The sequence below is a fragment of the Ligilactobacillus animalis genome, assembly GCF_009933595.1.
In the GTDB taxonomy this organism is placed as follows: domain Bacteria; phylum Bacillota; class Bacilli; order Lactobacillales; family Lactobacillaceae; genus Ligilactobacillus; species Ligilactobacillus animalis.
In genome coordinates this window covers 1390897-1407436 of sequence record NZ_CP047141.1, presented here as the reverse complement: position 1 = coordinate 1407436, position 16540 = coordinate 1390897, and the positions used below count along the sequence as shown (strand labels likewise).

The 16540-nt window shown below is 40.7% G+C and carries 20 protein-coding genes; 10 read left to right on the top strand and 10 right to left on the bottom strand.

Translation table 11 applies throughout. The features are described from left to right. Positions 1-590: 590 nt before the first annotated feature. The 6 genes from GSR62_RS06975 to GSR62_RS06950 form a co-directional block, all read right to left on the bottom strand. A complete protein-coding gene (locus tag GSR62_RS06975; RefSeq protein ID WP_161517661.1) occupies positions 591-734 on the bottom strand; it encodes a hypothetical protein in 144 nt (47 codons plus the stop codon). Positions 735-768: 34 nt separating this feature from the next. Next, a complete protein-coding gene (locus GSR62_RS06970) occupies positions 769-1509 on the bottom strand; it encodes a helix-turn-helix domain-containing protein (protein ID WP_066024106.1) in 741 nt (246 codons plus the stop codon). Between the two features lie 125 nt (positions 1510-1634). After that, the gene (locus GSR62_RS06965) at positions 1635-1943 is read right to left on the bottom strand and encodes a hypothetical protein (RefSeq protein WP_066024105.1); all 309 of its coding nucleotides are present in this window, start codon (positions 1941-1943) and stop codon (positions 1635-1637) included. Further along, positions 1924-2289, bottom strand: a complete 366-nt coding sequence (locus tag GSR62_RS06960; protein WP_066024104.1) for a hypothetical protein — start codon at positions 2287-2289, stop codon at positions 1924-1926. The genes GSR62_RS06965 and GSR62_RS06960 overlap by 20 nt, the downstream gene beginning before the upstream one ends. Positions 2290-2407: 118 nt before the next feature. After that, a complete protein-coding gene (locus GSR62_RS06955) occupies positions 2408-3136 on the bottom strand; it encodes a Rha family transcriptional regulator (protein ID WP_066024103.1) in 729 nt (242 codons plus the stop codon). A 14-nt stretch (positions 3137-3150) separates the two neighbouring features. Continuing rightward, the gene (locus GSR62_RS06950; RefSeq protein ID WP_066024102.1) at positions 3151-3348 is read right to left on the bottom strand and encodes a helix-turn-helix domain-containing protein; all 198 of its coding nucleotides are present in this window, start codon (positions 3346-3348) and stop codon (positions 3151-3153) included. A gap of 135 nt (positions 3349-3483) precedes the next feature. Between GSR62_RS06950 and GSR62_RS06945 the strand changes: the two genes are divergently transcribed. The 3 genes from GSR62_RS06945 to GSR62_RS06935 all read left to right on the top strand — a co-directional run bounded on the left by GSR62_RS06945 (position 3484) and on the right by GSR62_RS06935 (position 6837). Continuing rightward, positions 3484-4158, top strand: a complete 675-nt coding sequence (locus GSR62_RS06945; protein ID WP_066024101.1) for a helix-turn-helix domain-containing protein — start codon at positions 3484-3486, stop codon at positions 4156-4158. 403 nt (positions 4159-4561) lie between these two features. Next, a complete protein-coding gene (locus GSR62_RS06940; protein WP_066024100.1) occupies positions 4562-5698 on the top strand; it encodes a site-specific integrase in 1137 nt (378 codons plus the stop codon). Between the two features lie 164 nt (positions 5699-5862). Further along, positions 5863-6837: a ribose-phosphate diphosphokinase gene (locus GSR62_RS06935; protein ID WP_010689673.1), complete on the top strand. Its 975-nt coding sequence runs from the start codon at positions 5863-5865 to the stop codon at positions 6835-6837. A 75-nt stretch (positions 6838-6912) separates the two neighbouring features. Here the strand turns inward: GSR62_RS06935 and GSR62_RS06930 are convergent, their stop codons facing one another. Next, positions 6913-7137 (bottom strand): hypothetical protein, encoded by a 225-nt coding sequence (locus GSR62_RS06930; protein ID WP_035447545.1) that lies wholly within the window; start codon positions 7135-7137, stop codon positions 6913-6915. Positions 7138-7275: 138 nt separating this feature from the next. Between GSR62_RS06930 and GSR62_RS06925 the strand changes: the two genes are divergently transcribed. Next, positions 7276-7947 (top strand): DUF6198 family protein, encoded by a 672-nt coding sequence (locus GSR62_RS06925; RefSeq protein WP_035447542.1) that lies wholly within the window; start codon positions 7276-7278, stop codon positions 7945-7947. Positions 7948-8009: 62 nt separating this feature from the next. Next, positions 8010-9632, top strand: coding sequence for an ABC-F family ATP-binding cassette domain-containing protein (locus GSR62_RS06920; RefSeq protein ID WP_066024099.1), 1623 nt, complete (start codon positions 8010-8012; stop codon positions 9630-9632). Positions 9633-9700: 68 nt separating this feature from the next. On the opposite strand, the gene GSR62_RS06915 is transcribed toward GSR62_RS06920, so the two are convergent. Further along, positions 9701-10168 carry a low molecular weight protein-tyrosine-phosphatase gene (locus GSR62_RS06915; protein ID WP_066024098.1) on the bottom strand — a complete coding sequence of 156 codons (468 nt, stop codon included), beginning with the start codon at positions 10166-10168 and terminating at the stop codon, positions 9701-9703. Positions 10169-10172: 4 nt separating this feature from the next. After that, positions 10173-11138, bottom strand: coding sequence for a biotin--[acetyl-CoA-carboxylase] ligase (locus GSR62_RS06910; protein ID WP_035447539.1), 966 nt, complete (start codon positions 11136-11138; stop codon positions 10173-10175). A gap of 94 nt (positions 11139-11232) precedes the next feature. Here GSR62_RS06910 and GSR62_RS06905 point away from each other — a divergent pair, with 94 nt between their 5' ends. From GSR62_RS06905 to GSR62_RS06890, 4 genes are all read left to right on the top strand, one after another. Then, the gene (locus GSR62_RS06905; RefSeq protein ID WP_066024097.1) at positions 11233-12327 is read left to right on the top strand and encodes a YibE/F family protein; all 1095 of its coding nucleotides are present in this window, start codon (positions 11233-11235) and stop codon (positions 12325-12327) included. A gap of 1 nt (position 12328) precedes the next feature. Then, a complete protein-coding gene (locus tag GSR62_RS06900) occupies positions 12329-13096 on the top strand; it encodes a YibE/F family protein (protein WP_035447533.1) in 768 nt (255 codons plus the stop codon). Between the two features lie 93 nt (positions 13097-13189). After that, positions 13190-14194 carry a hypothetical protein gene (locus GSR62_RS06895; RefSeq protein ID WP_052006334.1) on the top strand — a complete coding sequence of 335 codons (1005 nt, stop codon included), beginning with the start codon at positions 13190-13192 and terminating at the stop codon, positions 14192-14194. A gap of 23 nt (positions 14195-14217) precedes the next feature. After that, complete coding sequence (locus GSR62_RS06890) at positions 14218-14586, top strand: DUF3899 domain-containing protein (RefSeq protein WP_010689658.1); 369 nt, start codon at positions 14218-14220, stop codon at positions 14584-14586. 66 nt (positions 14587-14652) lie between these two features. On the opposite strand, the gene GSR62_RS06885 is transcribed toward GSR62_RS06890, so the two are convergent. Continuing rightward, a complete protein-coding gene (locus GSR62_RS06885) occupies positions 14653-15966 on the bottom strand; it encodes an HD domain-containing protein (protein WP_066024096.1) in 1314 nt (437 codons plus the stop codon). Between the two features lie 119 nt (positions 15967-16085). Between GSR62_RS06885 and GSR62_RS06880 the strand changes: the two genes are divergently transcribed. Further along, positions 16086-16496: a YwiB family protein gene (locus GSR62_RS06880; protein WP_035447523.1), complete on the top strand. Its 411-nt coding sequence runs from the start codon at positions 16086-16088 to the stop codon at positions 16494-16496. Positions 16497-16540: the final 44 nt, after the last annotated feature.

Genomic DNA, 16540 nt, shown 5'->3' with positions numbered 1-16540 from the left:
TTACTATTATTATACGCTATTTCTCGTCAAAAATCAACCATTTGTTGTGACAGAGCCTTTTACAAGTGTATTTATAGATACGGTTGTTAAGCCATGTTTTCACCTATAAGTGCAAACATAACTACGCTTACTGATTGGACCTGCGTATATATAAATACGGTGGTTGTTCTAACCTCCGTAACTGTAATTACATTGGTTACACTTGCAGGAACTTATTAAATATTTCGTCCGGCGTCGTGATCCTTGCTATTGATGTGCTTGTTGTCTTTCGCCCAGTGTTACGTCTGCTAAAATGTCAGGTTTTGTCAAGTAGTAGCCTTTGAACTCTATATCGTATATGGCTGTATAATTACGTCTAAGCGTTTCTGATTGTTGCTAGTATAACTACACTCGGAAACTATTAAGCGTTGTAAGATATAAGAATAACGTTTGATTTTGGCGTTTAAAATAATATCTAAAAAGGGATGTACCAGCATTTGAGCCAGTGCATCCCTTTGCATTCGGTTTAGTGCAATGTCCTTAGATATTCCTGTATAGCGATCCAAGTGGTTTTGACCTGTCTTACTATCTCTCGTGGTGTAAAATAACCTTTAGGCGTGATAACGTTGTGCAGGCGTTCCAAGTAGTAGACCGCTCCAATAGATCAGATTACGGCTGTTATTACCCACGATCTTATTTTCTTGTTCTAATTCATGCAATGCGTCATCAGCTAGGCGGGCGGGGCGCAATTTCATGTTTTCTTTGGGGTTGACAAGGGAACTATTACCACTAACCCCCGTAAACTTCTTTATACTCTTCAATGTCTGTATATCCAGCTTCGTACATATCTCTGTATACTTCCTTGTCTACGTCTTCCCTATACCTTGCTTCACTTTCTGCCTTTGCTTCTGCTATGTCTGTGATACCTGCTTCTATCCAGTGCTTATATATGTTAGTCAGATAACCAGCTACGTTTTTGATCTTCTTACCTGCTATCTGATTATCCCTAGTACGTTTGATACCGTATAGCAATAGATCACTGTTAAGCTTATCTTTGAACCTTATCACTACGTTAGCAGTATCTAACTTCCGTTTGTCATCTGCATAACTCAATAGATCTAATTTATTTATTAACTCACTGCCAACGACTTTACCATAAGTCGTTATCATATAATATTTAATACTTGTATTATTATCTTTGGCGTTTGGACCAAGGGGGGGCTTGGTTTTTGCGCCAAGGGGGGTGGTCAAAGGGTATAAACGGCGCTCTTTTACTTGCTTAGTCCCTTGGTAATAAATTTCTTCACGTTCTAGGTAACCATACTTAACAAGTAGGCTTATCCATTTGGATATTGTGGTACTATCGACGTCATACAATTTAGCAAAATAGCCATTGCTTGCGTGACAATAACCATCTTTATTGCTTAATGCTGTGATCTCACTATATAAAATTTTGGCGTTTGGTTTGCCAAGGCGCTTATCATATCTAACATTTGCGGGTAAAATTGAATAATAGTTTGGGTGTTCCATCTTAATTTCCCCCTTTGCTCGTCAATTTCATCATGTCTATTCAATTCATTTCAGCGATCCATAAAGGTAACCTTTAAACCACCTAGCCCCGTGCTGTATCGTTATAGCTCTATGGATCGTATTCTTTAGTTCGTAAGTGTTACTTGATTATCTGTTAGCCACTTGATTACGTTGCGGTATACATAGTAATCGTGCATTCCGTCCAACTTGACTACTGGCATCCCTCTCTTGACCCACTTTTTAATAGTTCCGTCTTTGACTCCGAAAGTCTTAGCTGTATCAGTCAGATATCCGCCACTATTAGGCTGGTTAGTTAGCAGTGTTTGAACAAGTCGCAAGTTAGTGTTAAATTCTTGTAGCTCTTTTAGTAAGTTAGGGTCTGCGGTGTTTACTGATACAGATACACCAGCAACGTTAAATGTCAGATTTGCCATTGTCTTGATCTCCTTTAGTTGTTAGATATTCCAGCCAGTCAGTGCGGATATGTGCGAATATTAAGGCTCGGTTACGCCTTGCTAGTTGGTTGATCTCTTTTATGAGTGGTCCGCTTGCTCGTATTAGTTCGTCTTGATCGGTAGCAATGTAATAGCCGGGCTTTGCGCCGCTACGAACTCCCACGATTGGGACGCCGTGATCGATCACTAGCCGTCTGATGATGTTTCTTACTGTCCGGGTATCTAGTCCAGTAATTCCAGCAAGGTAAGCGGTAGTCCGTGCAGTATCTGCACCATATCCTAGCAGTTTCAAGATGTTTTTTTCGTCTGTGCTAAGTTGTTCCATTCCGTTCGTTTTCCTTTCGTCATTTATTGGGTGGGTGTTTTGGGTTAAGCTGTTGCGGGGGCTTATATGCGTGTTTCTCAAATTTGAGTGTCACGGCTAGGGATGTAGGGTCTGTACTTTATGCAGGCCCTTTTAGTTTTTCTTTCAACTCGTGATAGTCGGTAACGCCGATCTGATACAACGCAATCAATTGCATTTCCTTTGCTATGTAGGTTTGGCGTTCGTTACTCGTTAAAGCGTTAGCGAATGCGGATGTTCGGACGTCTAAGCCACGATCACGCTTTAACTTGCTTGCATTATTTCCGGCCGAAACCATATATAAAAGTGTCGTCATGTTTCGGATCTCATTGCTTAGATCATCCCCGGCATAGTGATCCTTTAGACAATCTGTAAGCTGTTTTCTTAGTTCTTTTTCCATATCGTACAAGGTGTTACGCTTGGTTAGTTCTTGCTCCATCTCATCGAAACGGCTAAAATACGCTAGTTTGAACTCCATTGCCTTTTTACCGTTAAAGCCAGTTACTAGCATTGTGAATGCGAAACGATCAAGATCGTAACTTCTTACAGTTCTACCGTTCTCAGCAATATAGGTATTTTCCTTAAAATGATCTTTGAACCTCTTTTTAGTTGAGCCCAAAAATGGGCCCAATTCATTTTGTTTTACTGGGCTACTTTTTGAGCCCAACTCTTTAGAACTAATTACCTTGCTCCAATCATCTTTGATCTGATCAATTTTTCTTAAAATGTGTTTGTGTCGCTTATTAAACACTTCAGCCACGTTTAGACTGCTTGTGATCGCCTTGCGGTCTTTTATCATGACTTCGGTTAGTTGTTCTAAGTCGTTCATGGTGTCGCTCCTTTCTAGTCATTCATGTATTGCTTGATGATCCAATCATTAACTTTTTTGGCCGTCTGTGGTTTGATGGGTGTATTGTGATTAATGATTTTTGTCATAGTGGGTCTTGTGACTCCGATCTCATCAGCTAGTGCGGTAAGCGATAAATTAAGCTCGCCCCGCTTGCGTCTGAGCAATTTAAATTGCTCGGGTGTTAATTGCATGAAAATACCTCCTTTTTACATTTGTAAAAATAAGCACATAACTATCTTATTTTATATTTGTAAAAAAAACAACTATTGTTTTTACATTTGTTAAAAAATAATGTATTCTATTACTTAGAAAGGAGTGTAATTTGTATGAATAGAATAAAGGAACTCCGAAAAAGCAAAAATGTTACTTTGCAAGAAGTTAGCGAAAAAACGGGTATCTCTATTACTTCGCTAAGTTTTTATGAAAAAGGACAACGAAACCCTAAAATTGAGACTTGGCAAAAGTTAGCAGATTATTTTGATGTGTCTGTTGGCTATTTACAGGGGTTAGGGCTGTCAAAAAGTAAATTGATTAATTATTTAACTGATGGCTTAAAAGACCCAAATAGTTGGAAAAAATACGACAACGATATTCATAGTATAATTTGGGAAAATTTAAGTACTGATGAAAAAATAACGGTTACTGATATATTAAATAAAAAAATATCTGAAATTGAAAAAAACAGCTATTTAAAAAATTTCATAACTAATAAATATTCCTTCGTTAATAATTATTCTTTTCTTGCAAGATTGCAGGGAAACGAACTTAATGAATATAACGAATATGAGATTATTAGTCATGTAGATAACTCAATCATTAACAGAATAAATTCAAATATATATAATCCAAATTTTGGTATTTCAGATAACCAAAAAATTTACTTAAGTGGTCTATTTGAAGATGTAATTTATGATTACTCAAGCAAAATAGCTATGTTAGAAAATGAAATACAAAATTTAAGAACTCAATTATCTAACAACGATCCAAACGCCAAGGACTAACAACGATCATCCCTGCGAAAGTATTTTTTAGGCAAGTAAATATTTTTTACCTGCCTGCATGTAACTTAGATCGATATGCGTAAAAGTAGTAATTTGTAGTAATTGAGCCACTTCGATAATTTCGAATCGGTTGCCTGAAACCCTTGGAGCTGTAAGTCCGGTATAAGGTAGGTCGATTATTTCTACTTACCTAGTTTGTACTTCGATAAAATCGAATTGCAAACATTGAGCCGATTTTTCGTATGAGTGCATCCCTGATGCAGATCTAACAAGGTAGATAATTTCTACTCTGTTTGCTACTCAATATGTACACAATAGAATAACGATCTCAACGCCTTAGCATTATCGTGCATTACTTTAAGCCACCTAGCCCGTGCGATCAAAAGATAAAGGACTGATAAACATGGCTAAGATTGTTGAGTATTCAAATTCAAAAGGAAAGCTGTATCGCTTTCGTGTGTATGCAGGTATCGACGAAACAACGGGCAAAAAGAAATATATCAAGCGATCAGGCTTTAAAACCAAGGCGCAAGCAAAAAAAGAGCTGGTCAAGTTAGAATATGAGATCGCTAACGTTGGCCACTTTAAACCTGTGGAAGTTCGGAAGTTCCGGGATGTGTACGATCTTTGGATAGAGCAGTACCGCTTGACTGTCAAAGAGTCCACTTTTTACATGGTGCAGAGCTATTTTAAAAGTCGGATCCTACCAACGCTTGGGGCGTATAACATTGACGATCTAACGTTAGCAACGTGCCAGCGTGCTGTAAACCAATGGTATAAGACACGTCCGGCAACGTTTAATATTCTAGTGGTGTACGCTTCTAAGGTCGTTGAATATGCTATCAAGTTGGATCTAACCAACATCAACAACTTTAAGCGGGTGACTAAGCCACGGCGTAAGCGTAAAAGCAACGATCATAATTTTTTAGATGCAGATCAATTAAAGAAGTTCCTATCGTTGGCAGAAAAAAAGAGCCTATTACGTTATACGACGTTTAGGCTGCTTGCTTATAGTGGCATGCGGATCGGTGAGCTGTTAGCTTTGACGTGGGACGATGTCAACTTTGCAGATAATACGATCGATGTAAATAAGACCGTATCCATGGACGCCAAGGGATATAAAAATACGCAATCACCTAAAACAAGGGGCAGTAAGCGCCTGTTAGATATGGACGTGGAAACAATGCAGATCTTAAAGCGTTGGAAAGTCCAGCAAGCCAGTTACTTGTTAAAACGTGGAATCAATGCACTAGCAAAAAGCCAAGCGGTATTTACTAACCCACAAAATGAGCCCGTAACGTCTGTAACTGTTAGAACGTGGTGCAATGGCTTTTTAAAAGCTGGCAACTTGCCACATATCACGTTACACGGTTTTAGACACACACACGCTACTTTGCTATTTTCTGCAGGCGCTAGCGTCAAGGAAGTACAAAATAGGCTAGGGCATAGCGACGTAACGACTACGCTTAATATCTATACCCACTTGACTCGGCAAGATCAAAAAGAGACTATCCAAAAACTCGTTCGCTTTCTTGGGTAGTTTTACAATGATAAAGGGGGGAGACCCAAAAGAGACCCAAGGAAGTACTAGGGGTCCAAAAAACATTAGTATCAAGGCATTAGAAAAAACCTTTCTAAAAAGCTTGATTTTAGTAGAATAAATGAATAGTATTATAATTAGATAAATTTGTTTTGGAGGATGCTATGTCTGAAAACTATAATAGTTCAAAGATCAAAATTTTTGCTTTGAACTCAAACAAGCCTTTGGCTGAAAAAATTGCTGCTGCTGTTGGCGTACCTTTGGGAAAGACCTCTGTTGACCGTTTTAGTGATGGTGAAATTCGCATCAACATCGAAGAATCAATTCGTGGTGATGAAATTTTTATCATCCAATCGACTTCAGCACCGGTCAATGACAATTTGATGGAACTTTTGATTATGATCGATGCCTTGCGTCGTGCAAGTGCGGCTACGATCAATGTTGTTATTCCGTATTACGGCTATGCTCGTCAAGATCGTAAAGCTCGTTCACGTGAACCGATCACAGCCAAGTTAGTTGCAGATATGGTTGAAAAAGCTGGGGCAGACCGCGCGATCATGTTAGACTTGCACGCTGCTCAAATTCAAGGCTTCTTCGATATTCCAGTTGACCACTTGATGGGTGCTCCATTGTTGGCTGACTACTTCTTGACTCAAGGTTTGGATAAAGATGCTGTTGTTGTTTCACCTGACCATGGTGGGGTGACACGTGCACGTAAGTTAGCTGAATTCTTGAAAGCACCGATCGCAATTATCGATAAACGTCGTCCGCGTGCCAATGTTGCTGAGATCATGAACATCATTGGTTCAGTTGATGGCAAACGTTGTATCTTGATCGATGATATGATCGATACAGCTGGTACGATCACTTTAGCTGCTCAAGCATTGATGGATGCAGGTGCGATCGAAGTTTATGCTTCCGCAACTCACCCAGTCTTGTCAGGTCCAGCGATCGAACGGATCGAAAAATCACCGATCAAGCAATTGGTAGTGACAGACTCTATCCAACTTCCAGAAGAAAAACAGATCGATAAGTTAGTTCAAGTTTCAGTTGGGCCACTTATCGGGGATGCGATCAAGCGGATCCACGAAAACAAACCGGTCAGTCCATTATTTACGACTCGTTTCCGGAGAAAATAGCTCAAACTAATTAGGAGAAAGCAACCTAGCTCGGCTAGATGCTTTCTCCTATTTTTTGTATCAAGAAAACAGTTTTTATTTTAGTCGCTTCACGACAGAAAACTCTTTAGCTTTAGCGTGTTCTTCGGCGATTGCAGTTGCTTCGTCAAAGATAAAATACGGCTTGCCATCTTTTTCTTGGGCGATCAAGACTGGTTTAGCAGCCTTGTGGTGATAGATCTGTGCAGCAACATAGGCATTTTCAAAGTCAAAATCACTAGCGATCGAGTCACCAGGATTAAAGAAGATATTTTCACTCATAAAATTCACGCCTTTCATATGGTTTCAACTACAAATCAATTGTAGCACTAATTTATCTCAGTGCGTAGAAAAACGGTAGCTATACGAGTTGACATAGTTTAAATACTGACCTACTCTGATAGTAACAGGGGGTAGGAAATGCAAGCAACACAGACGCTAAGTAAGACGCAATTATTAGTCTACTTTATTTTTTCGATCTTTTTAAATAGCTTAGGCAATGCTTTGACTGTTGCGATCAATTTAGGGAGTGCCCTATGGACCGCAGCGGCTGTCAATCTTTCTAAAGTCATGCCGATCACGTTGAGTGCGATGTTGATCTTATCAGGGATCATTGTGATCGTGACTAACATCATCATTTTGAGGCGGTTTGATCTCAAACGAGTTTTGGGCAATTTGCTCTTTATGGTGCCATTTTCGTGGTTAGTAGGCGTTTTTGAAGTCCAATTACTGAAATTACACATCACGCAACTCCCACTGTGGATGCAAGTGATACTGGATTGTTTGGGCGTTGTCTTGATCGCAGTCGCAATTTCAATCTATCAGCGAGTCAATTGGATGCTTCATCCAGTCGATGACTTGATGCAGATCGTGCGGTTCAAATATCTACATGGTAATGCGACGGTAGCTCAATTGATCGTTTTTACACCACCGATCGTGGCGATCGTGATCTCGCTAGTAGTGACGCATCAGCTATATGCGATAAATATTGGCACACTTTTTGCTTTGGCTTTTCAAGGCACGATAGTCGGGATAGCCGACAAAGTTGTTTTTCCAAATCTTAAACACCAAAATTTAGCAACGGAGCTTTGAGTTTTTGGTGCAGTAATATGTTACAATAGAAATTATAACTTAAAGAATGCGAGGAAATATCATTGATCACAGTAAGCGATGTAAGTTTGAACTTCTCAGGACGTTTGCTCTATGATGACGTCAATTTAAAATTTACACCAGGTAACTGTTATGGCGTTATCGGGGCCAATGGTGCTGGTAAGTCGACTTTCCTAAAACTATTAGAAGGTAAATTGACACCAACGACAGGGACGATCACGACTGGACCAAATGAACGGGTCTCTAGTTTGAACCAAAATCACTTTGGTTTTGAAGAATTTGAAGTGCTTGAGACCGTGATCCAAGGCCATAAGAAACTCTATGATATCATGAAAGAAAAAGATGCTTTGTATGCCAAAGCTGATTTTACTGAAGAAGATGGGTTAAAGGCAGCCGATCTAGAAGCGCAGTTTGCCGAAATGGACGGTTGGAATGCGGAAGCAGATGCCTCTCAATTGTTACAATCAGTTGGGATCCCAGAAAGCATGCACACCCAAAAGATGAGTGAATTATCGGAAAGTGAAAAGGTCAAGGTATTGTTAGCTCAAGCACTTTTCGGTGAACCAGACATCTTATTACTCGACGAACCAACGAATGGTCTAGATGTGCAAACGATCAGCTGGTTGGAGGATTTCTTGGCCGATTATCCTAAGATCGTGATCGTTGTTTCACACGACCGCCACTTCTTGAACCAAGTCTGCACGGAAATGTGTGATGTTGATTTTGGTAAGATCAAGCTTTATGTGGGTAACTACGATTTTTGGTTGGAATCAAGCCAATTAGCTGCTAAATTGCAAGCCAATGCGAATGCCAAAAAAGAAGAAAAGATCAAAGAGTTACAAGAATTTATCGCTCGTTTCTCGGCTAATGCTTCTAAGTCTAAACAAGCTACTTCACGTAAGAAACAGTTAGAAAAGATCACGTTAGATGACATCAAGCCATCTTCACGGAAGTATCCGTTCGTTAAATTTGAGATGCAACGTGAATTGGGCAATGACTTGGTTCGGGTCGAAAATGTTTCCAAGACGATCGATGGAGTCAAGATCTTAGACAACGTCAGCTTTATGATCCGCCCGGGTGAAAAAGCAGCGATCATTTCGAGAAACGATTTGGCAACGACAACTTTGATGCAGATCTTAGCTGGTAAGTTGGAACCAGACACTGGTTCTGTAACTTGGGGGCAAACTGCGATCCCAAGTTATATGCCACGTGACTTGGATGCTAACTTCAACAATGATGAATTGTCGATCTTAGATTGGTTGCGCCAATATGCGGATAAGGAACAAAACGACAATACTTTCTTGCGCGGCTTTTTAGGTAAGATGCTCTTCTCAGGTGATGACATCGATAAGCAGATCAAGGTCTTATCTGGGGGCGAAAAAGTACGTTGTATGTTATCCAAGATGATGCTCGAAAAGGGGAATGTCTTATTATTAGATGACCCAACTAACCACTTGGATCTGGAATCGATCACTTCCTTAAACGATGCGTTGATCGACTTTAAGGGTTCGTTGATCTTCACTTCTCATGACCATCAATTTATCCAAACGATCGCTGACCATATCATCGAAGTATCAGGTAAGGGTGTAGTTGATCGCTTCGATACGACCTACGATGAGTTCTTGAGTCACGAAACAGTGCAAAAGCAAGTCGAAGAATTATATTAAAAAAACAGTTCAAATAACGCGGGACCGCTCAAGTACACAGCTTGGTCGGTCTCGCGTTATTTAGCTGGCTATTTCAATTTCTTTTTTAGATATTCGAGCCAATGAGGTAAAGCCTCACTTAGATCAGCATAGGTCGTTGAAAAATCGCCGGTATACCAGGGATCGGCAACGACATGATCTTCTTTGTCTGGAGTTAGTGAGTAGACTAATTTGACCTTATCAGCGGCTTTTTTATCAGGTGCCATTCGTTTAGCATCCCGCAGGTTATTTTTATCCATGACTAAGATAAGGTCAGCACTGTTAAAATCAGTTTCATCTAGTTGGCGGGCGATCATACCAGTGGCTGGTAGCCCGTGTTTGGCCAGTTCTTTGACCGTGCGACTATCAGGAGGCGATCCGAGCTCGTATGTGCTTGTAGCGGCCGAATCAACTTGGATCTGAGAACTCAGTCCAGCTGAAGCGATCATCTCTTTAAACATTGCTTCAGCCATCGGGGAGCGACAGATATTTCCAAGACAAACAAAAATAATCTTCATATTATTACACCTTCCTAACTTTGATAACTTCACCAGAATTCAAGACTTGTCCGTTCTTTAAGACTAAGGCACCGTGGTCATTGATGTCGATCACTTGTGCTTCTAAGGTACCGGTCGGGCGTTGGATAGTGACATGTTTGCCGATCAATTCACAGTGAGCTCGGTATTCATCCATAAAAGAACCAGTCGTATAATTTTGGTAGATTTTGAAGAATTCATTTAGATAAATTGCGATGAAACGATTACGTGAGAGCCGATTTTTTTTGACATAGGGGGCTAAAGTTCCAACGCGCGCTTGAAGCTCAGGGGGAAAAGTTGAGATCTCGGTCAAAAAGTTGATCCCAGTTCCAACGACCACTTGGCTCAAACTTTGGGTCTCTAGATCAGCGACCCCTTCGGTCAGGATACCGCAGATCTTCTTATCATCGACTAAGACATCGTTGACCCATTTGATCGTGGGCTTTAGCGCCAGTGTTTTCTCTAAGGTGCGCGTGACCGCGATGGCAGTGGCCGTCGTAAGTAGTCCAGGGTCAAAATCAGTGCTCTTGTTGGCTAAGAGGATACTGAGATAGATCCCTGTGTTTTTAGGTGAGATGAAATCTCGTTGATAGCGTCCATAGCCAGCTGTTTGGTGGTCGGCGATCACAACTAGTGGCGTTTGTAACGTAGTGTTTAATCCAAGTTCTTTGGCTTTGAGATTAGTCGAAGGAAGAGAGTCAAATACTTGGAGTTCTAGGTCTAAGTCCGAAGAAAGAGCTTGTAAGATCGCCGTTTGATTCAAAGTATCACTATCGGTGTAGCGGTAGCCCACATGTGGTTTGCTGTCGATCTGATAGCCGGCTTCTTTTAGTTGTTTGATCGCTTTCCAGATCGCGGCTCGGGTGAGCTGTAAACGGTCAGCTAATTCTTGCCCAGAAAGATAAGTTTCACTTCTTGTCAATAACTCTAAAACACGTTCAGACGTTTTCATTGGGGCACATCCTTTTCAAAGTTTAGATATATTTTAACATGTTAGAGGCTAAGTTGTGATATGGTTAAATAAACTGATTTTTGGAGGGACTAAAATGAAAGTCAACACCAAAACATGGCTCAAGCTAGCCTTGATCTTGGTCAGTGGCCTATGTTTATATTTGTTTTTGCGCAATGATGCTTTTTTATATCAACAACCGATCGGAAAAGTGGTAGCTGTTAAGCAAGCTGCACCGGAAAAAACGACCGATGTGTATAATAACAGCGATGAGACGACCCAGCAGACCTTGACGTTAGAGATATTGAATGGTAAATACCGCGGGCAAAGTTTTAAAGTCAACAATACTTATTCAAGATCAGGTGGACTTGATCAAAAATATCATCTAGGGCAACAAATATTTGTCAATATCCATGAACATCGTGGACAAAAAGACATCGTGATCTCACACTATAAACGTGATGTCTATTTGATAATGCTGAGTTGGGCAGTCGTAGTCTTACTGTATTTAACGATACAGTTTCAAGGGATACGTTCGTTGTTGAGCGTGATCTTAAATTTCGTCTTGTTTTTATTGATAGTTCAAGTAGATGTCTTCTTGAATCTGACGAACTTCTTTTGGATTTTTGCAATAGCGGCCTTGCTTTTTACCGCATTATCTCTGGCGTTAGTGATCGGGCTAAACAAGCAATTTAGCGTGACTTTTTTGGCGATCTTTCTCGGGACGACTAGTGCACTAATCATTGGCTGTTTAGTTCTGTATTTTACTAAGAGTAAAGGCGTGCACTATGAAGCTTTAGATTTTGCGACCCAATCACCTAAGCAACTTTTCTTAGCGGCGACAGTGATCGGTTTGTTAGGAGCAGTTATGGATGCGGCGACTGATATCGTTTCAACACTTTTTGAGATGAAACGCAGCCAACCCGAATTGACGAAACAACAATTATTTAAATCGGGTCAAGTGATCGGACGTTCGGTCATGGGACCACTAGTCAATGTTTTGTTGCTAATCTTTTTTGCAGAAACGTTTGCGATGTCGGTCTTATATTTCAAGACGGGTAACAGTATCGCTTATACGTTTGAGTGGACCATGGCTTTAGGGATCGTCCAAGCGTTGATCAGTGGGATCGGGATCGTTTTGACTGTTCCGTTAGCTAGTTTTTTAAGTGCCCAGTTTTTAGGGGGGAAGTAAAATGTCGGCAATTAGTATTTTAACGCTTATTTTAGCAGGTTTGATGTTACTTGTTGGTGGTAAAGCTGGTCTAACTGCATTTTTTAGTGCCGTATTCAACTTTGTCATTTTGTTTATAACAGTCATCTTGATCACGGGTGGTTTGCCTCCAGTCTGGGTCGCCTTTTTTGCGGGAGTTTGTATCCTAGCGATCACGATCTATATGGGAAATAAGGATGAAAAAACGGCCAATATTGCTTTTAAGGCGACGTTGATCGTGTTGATCGTGATGCTGATCTTGATCATTCCGCTGGATCATTTCGCTCAGATCAAGGGTTTTGCTAACGAGCAATCCGAAGAGATCGAGGCGTTTGATCTTTTGGTCGGAGTCAATTTCGAGCAGTTGATCATTGCCACAACAGTCTTGAGTACTTTAGGGGCAATTGCAGAAGCTGCGATCGCGGTCGCAAGTGGGTTAAATGAATTGATCGAACAAAGACCGACGATCACTTTACCCGAGGTCTTCAAAAGTGGTAAAACGATCGGCTTTCAGATCATGGGGATGACGTTTAATACGTTATTTTTTGGAATGTTTGGCAGTGATCTAGCGCTATTTATTTTGTTGTACAAATTAGAGGCAGGCTTTAGTTATTACTTAAATTCCAAGATCTTTGTCAAAGAATGCTTAGCGGTACTTTATTCAGCAATCGCTGTGATCTTGGTGATCTGGATCACAACGTATTTGGTCGGGAAAAAGCTCAATGAAAAACGAGCCCAGATCGATAAATGAGTGCGCAAAATGGTATAATGTAACTGTAAGATCATTATGCTGTTTGTTTAAAGCGGAAAGGAAAAGCTATTTTTTAATAGTCGGCTGATAGTTATGAAAAAACAAAGAATATTAACGTTGGGCTGTTTGCTTTTTAGTGTGCTATTTATCTTGAGTGCCTGTTCGAATCGTCAAACAGAGACTAAGACTAGCGAAAGCACTAGTCAAACAGTTCAAGCCAAAGTCAATGAACGCTATCAAAATGCACTTTCATATTTGGAATCAGGTGAAAATAAGCAAGCTTATGATGAGTTGAATAAGATCAAAAATATCAAGCAGGCCCCAGCACGTGTGCGGGAATTAAAAGCTGATCTTGCTTCGCTCTTGGCAGCTAAAAAGGCTGTGACCGCAGCTAAGTTGACCGAAGCGGAGAAATACTTAGCTCAATTAGAGAAAGTTGAATCACCGACAGCTTTAGTCAAACAAGTCAATGAACTTGAAAAAGAATATCAAGCCGTAAAGTTGGCTAAACATTATGCCGATGAAGTTGAACAATACTATCAAGCTGGTGCTTATCAAGCAGCGGGCGGTAGTTTACAAGCGTTAGATTCGCTTTCTAGTAAGTATCAAGCTGTGGCGATGTTACAAGAAAAAGAAGGTGGCTATAAAGCCAAGATCGCTTCAGCACAAGCGACGACTAGCTCTGAACAAAGTAGTACCGCTACTAGTACAAGTGAGGTAACTACTTCAAATAACGCAACGTCTAAGGCTGGATACACTAACGCCCGGAGCTCGAAGTTACTGAGTTCAGAGTATAAAAAAGAAACTGGTAGCGAGATCGCCAGTGCTCCAAGTGAGGCTGTCTCCTCAATGTCAGCTAAGATGAGCAACCAAGATGTCTTGAGTGCTTTTCGTAAGGCGACTGCGATCCCACAAGAAGCCGGTGACCAATATTATGTTCAAGATCTCGGTAATGGTCACTACCAGATCGAGATCAGACATACCAGTCCAAGCGATCCGCAAGTTTCCAATTTGAAAGGTATGTATCAATTTGACCTGACCAGTGGAGTGGCACAAAAGTTAAATGAAGTCAGTGGACAGTACGAAAAACTTAATTAATAAATAATGGGTGAGAAAAGAGAATGCAATTTGTCAAAGAAAACATTTGGCTCAAAGGTGATCTAGTGATCGCAGGGATCGTGTTGCTTTTAACGATCATTGGGCGTTTGACTAGCAACCATATTTTAGTTTCAGATATTTTATTTATGAGTGGATTAGCGTTATTGTGTTTAATGATGTTTGACATTTTACTACACGCTAACTTGTTGGCTGGTTGGTTCCAACGCCAACGCAAGGGTGAAAGTGATGAAGAATTTGCCAAACGCAAGATCGACATCAAGCGGGTAGCTTCAGAGAAGAAAAATGCACCGATCCATTTTAAAAAGTTTAGCTTCAATTGCTTGCTTTTAGGGAGTTTTATGATAATTTTAGCTGTCATTGTGACACTATAACCAATGAAGGCCCCATCATGATGTTTTGCATCACGATGGGGCCTTCGTTATCCACTGGCCACTGCATTAGATGAGCCGGTCATTTTTAATGTGCTCTGAAAATTCTTGATAGTAAGGTTGGAAGACTTCTTGTTGGTCTTCAGGAGTACCTAACATTTGTTTTGGAAAGAAGAAACGTTCGTCACCCAGTTCTTTATCAGTCACAGCCTTGACTAGAGGTGAGACCTCGGATAGTTCTTCTAGGTCGCCATTTGGCTGGATCAAATTGATCTTAGCTTTAGAATCATAAAGCGCATAGGGTAAGTTGAAACTATCATTAGTTGCAGTGTAGTAATTAGCGTCATAGCCTGAATTGGTCACGAGTGAGGCTAATTTTGGTAATAGATCAGCTTGTTCTTCTGTGACGCGCACTGATTTTAAAGGCTGACGATCTAAGAAACGTTGGGCTAAGTCACTTAGGATCGGATCTTTGGCAGTCCGCCAGTTTTCAAAGCAAGTATTTAAGATCCCATCGTCAAGGCGCAAGTAATCGGCTAGTGTAAAATCTTTTTCGAAGAAAGGCTGTAAAAGCTCGGCGGCAAAATCTTTTGGTAATTTACCAGCTAAATAGAGGTTTTTAGCTCGCTTGAGCAAATGGCCCAGAATAACTTCCATTGAGCGGGAAACGGGATGGAAATAGACTTGTTGATACATTTGAAGGCGACTGATGATGTAATCTTCGACTGCATGCATCCCGCTGTATTCAAAGACGATCCCATTTTTACTTGGGCGCATGACGCGTAAGATCCGCGTCAGATCAAATGTTCCATAGTTAGCCCCAGTGAAATACGAATCGCGTAAAAGATAATCCATCCGGTCAGCGTCGATCTGACTAGAGATCATTTGCACGACTTGGAGATTGGGGTAAGTCTTAGCGATCACGCTGGCAACTTTTTCGGGAAAGTCAGGTGCGACTTGTTTTAAGACCGCATTGATCTGGGTATTTTCTGATGTGATGATCGTGCGGGTCATTTCTTCATGGTCGGTTTCAAAAATATGTTCAAAAGTATGTGAGTAAGCGCCATGTCCTACATCGTGTAGAAGTGCAGCGCATAATGCTACTAAGCGCTCGTTATCATCCCAACCACCATCACCCGATATTTTAGTGGCGTAGTTTCGTGCAAATAGATCACAGATCCGACGGGTGATCTCGTAAACACCGACCGAGTGTGTAAAGCGGGAATGCTCGGCACTATGGAAGGTGTAATTGGTCGTTCCCAGTTGTTTGATCCGACGCAAACGTTGGAACTCGCGGGTGTTGATCAGGTCGAGAATGACTTGGTGTTTGATATAGATATAGTCATGGATCGGGTCGCGCAAGACTTTTTCTAACGGCAACATTTTTGAGGTATAGCGAGTTGTGATTTTAAAGCCCCCTTCGTAATAATTATTGTTATAATAAGTATATACGTTGAGTGATCAATTGTACATGTTTAGAAATGGGGTAGAGCGTTTTGACAATGCAAGTACCAGTGGAAATAAAATTAAAAACGGTCCAAACTCAGGCGGGTGAGATCGAAAAATTTGAATTGCTCGAACAGGGTGAGTTGACGCGTAAGGGAGAAACGGTATATTTGCGGTATACCGAGGCTAAAGCTGGCGCCCAAACGATTTTAAAGATCAAGCCAGCTGAATTATTGCTGACTAGACGCCAAAAGGAGTTAGCTTTGCAATTAAATTTAGCTGAGGGTCAGCAAACCAATGCTAAGTATAAGACAGCTTATGGGATCATTCCGTTGGCGGTCAAGTGTACGACTTACAGATATGAACAGCTTGCTGAAACTAGCGGTGAGTTAAAGGTGGAATATCTCTTATATTCGGGTGAAGAATTATTGGGAGAATACAAATTAGAATTGCAATTCAAGGCTTAATATTGTAAGATGAAGAGTAAACTGTGGAAAGGACGTGTACCAGT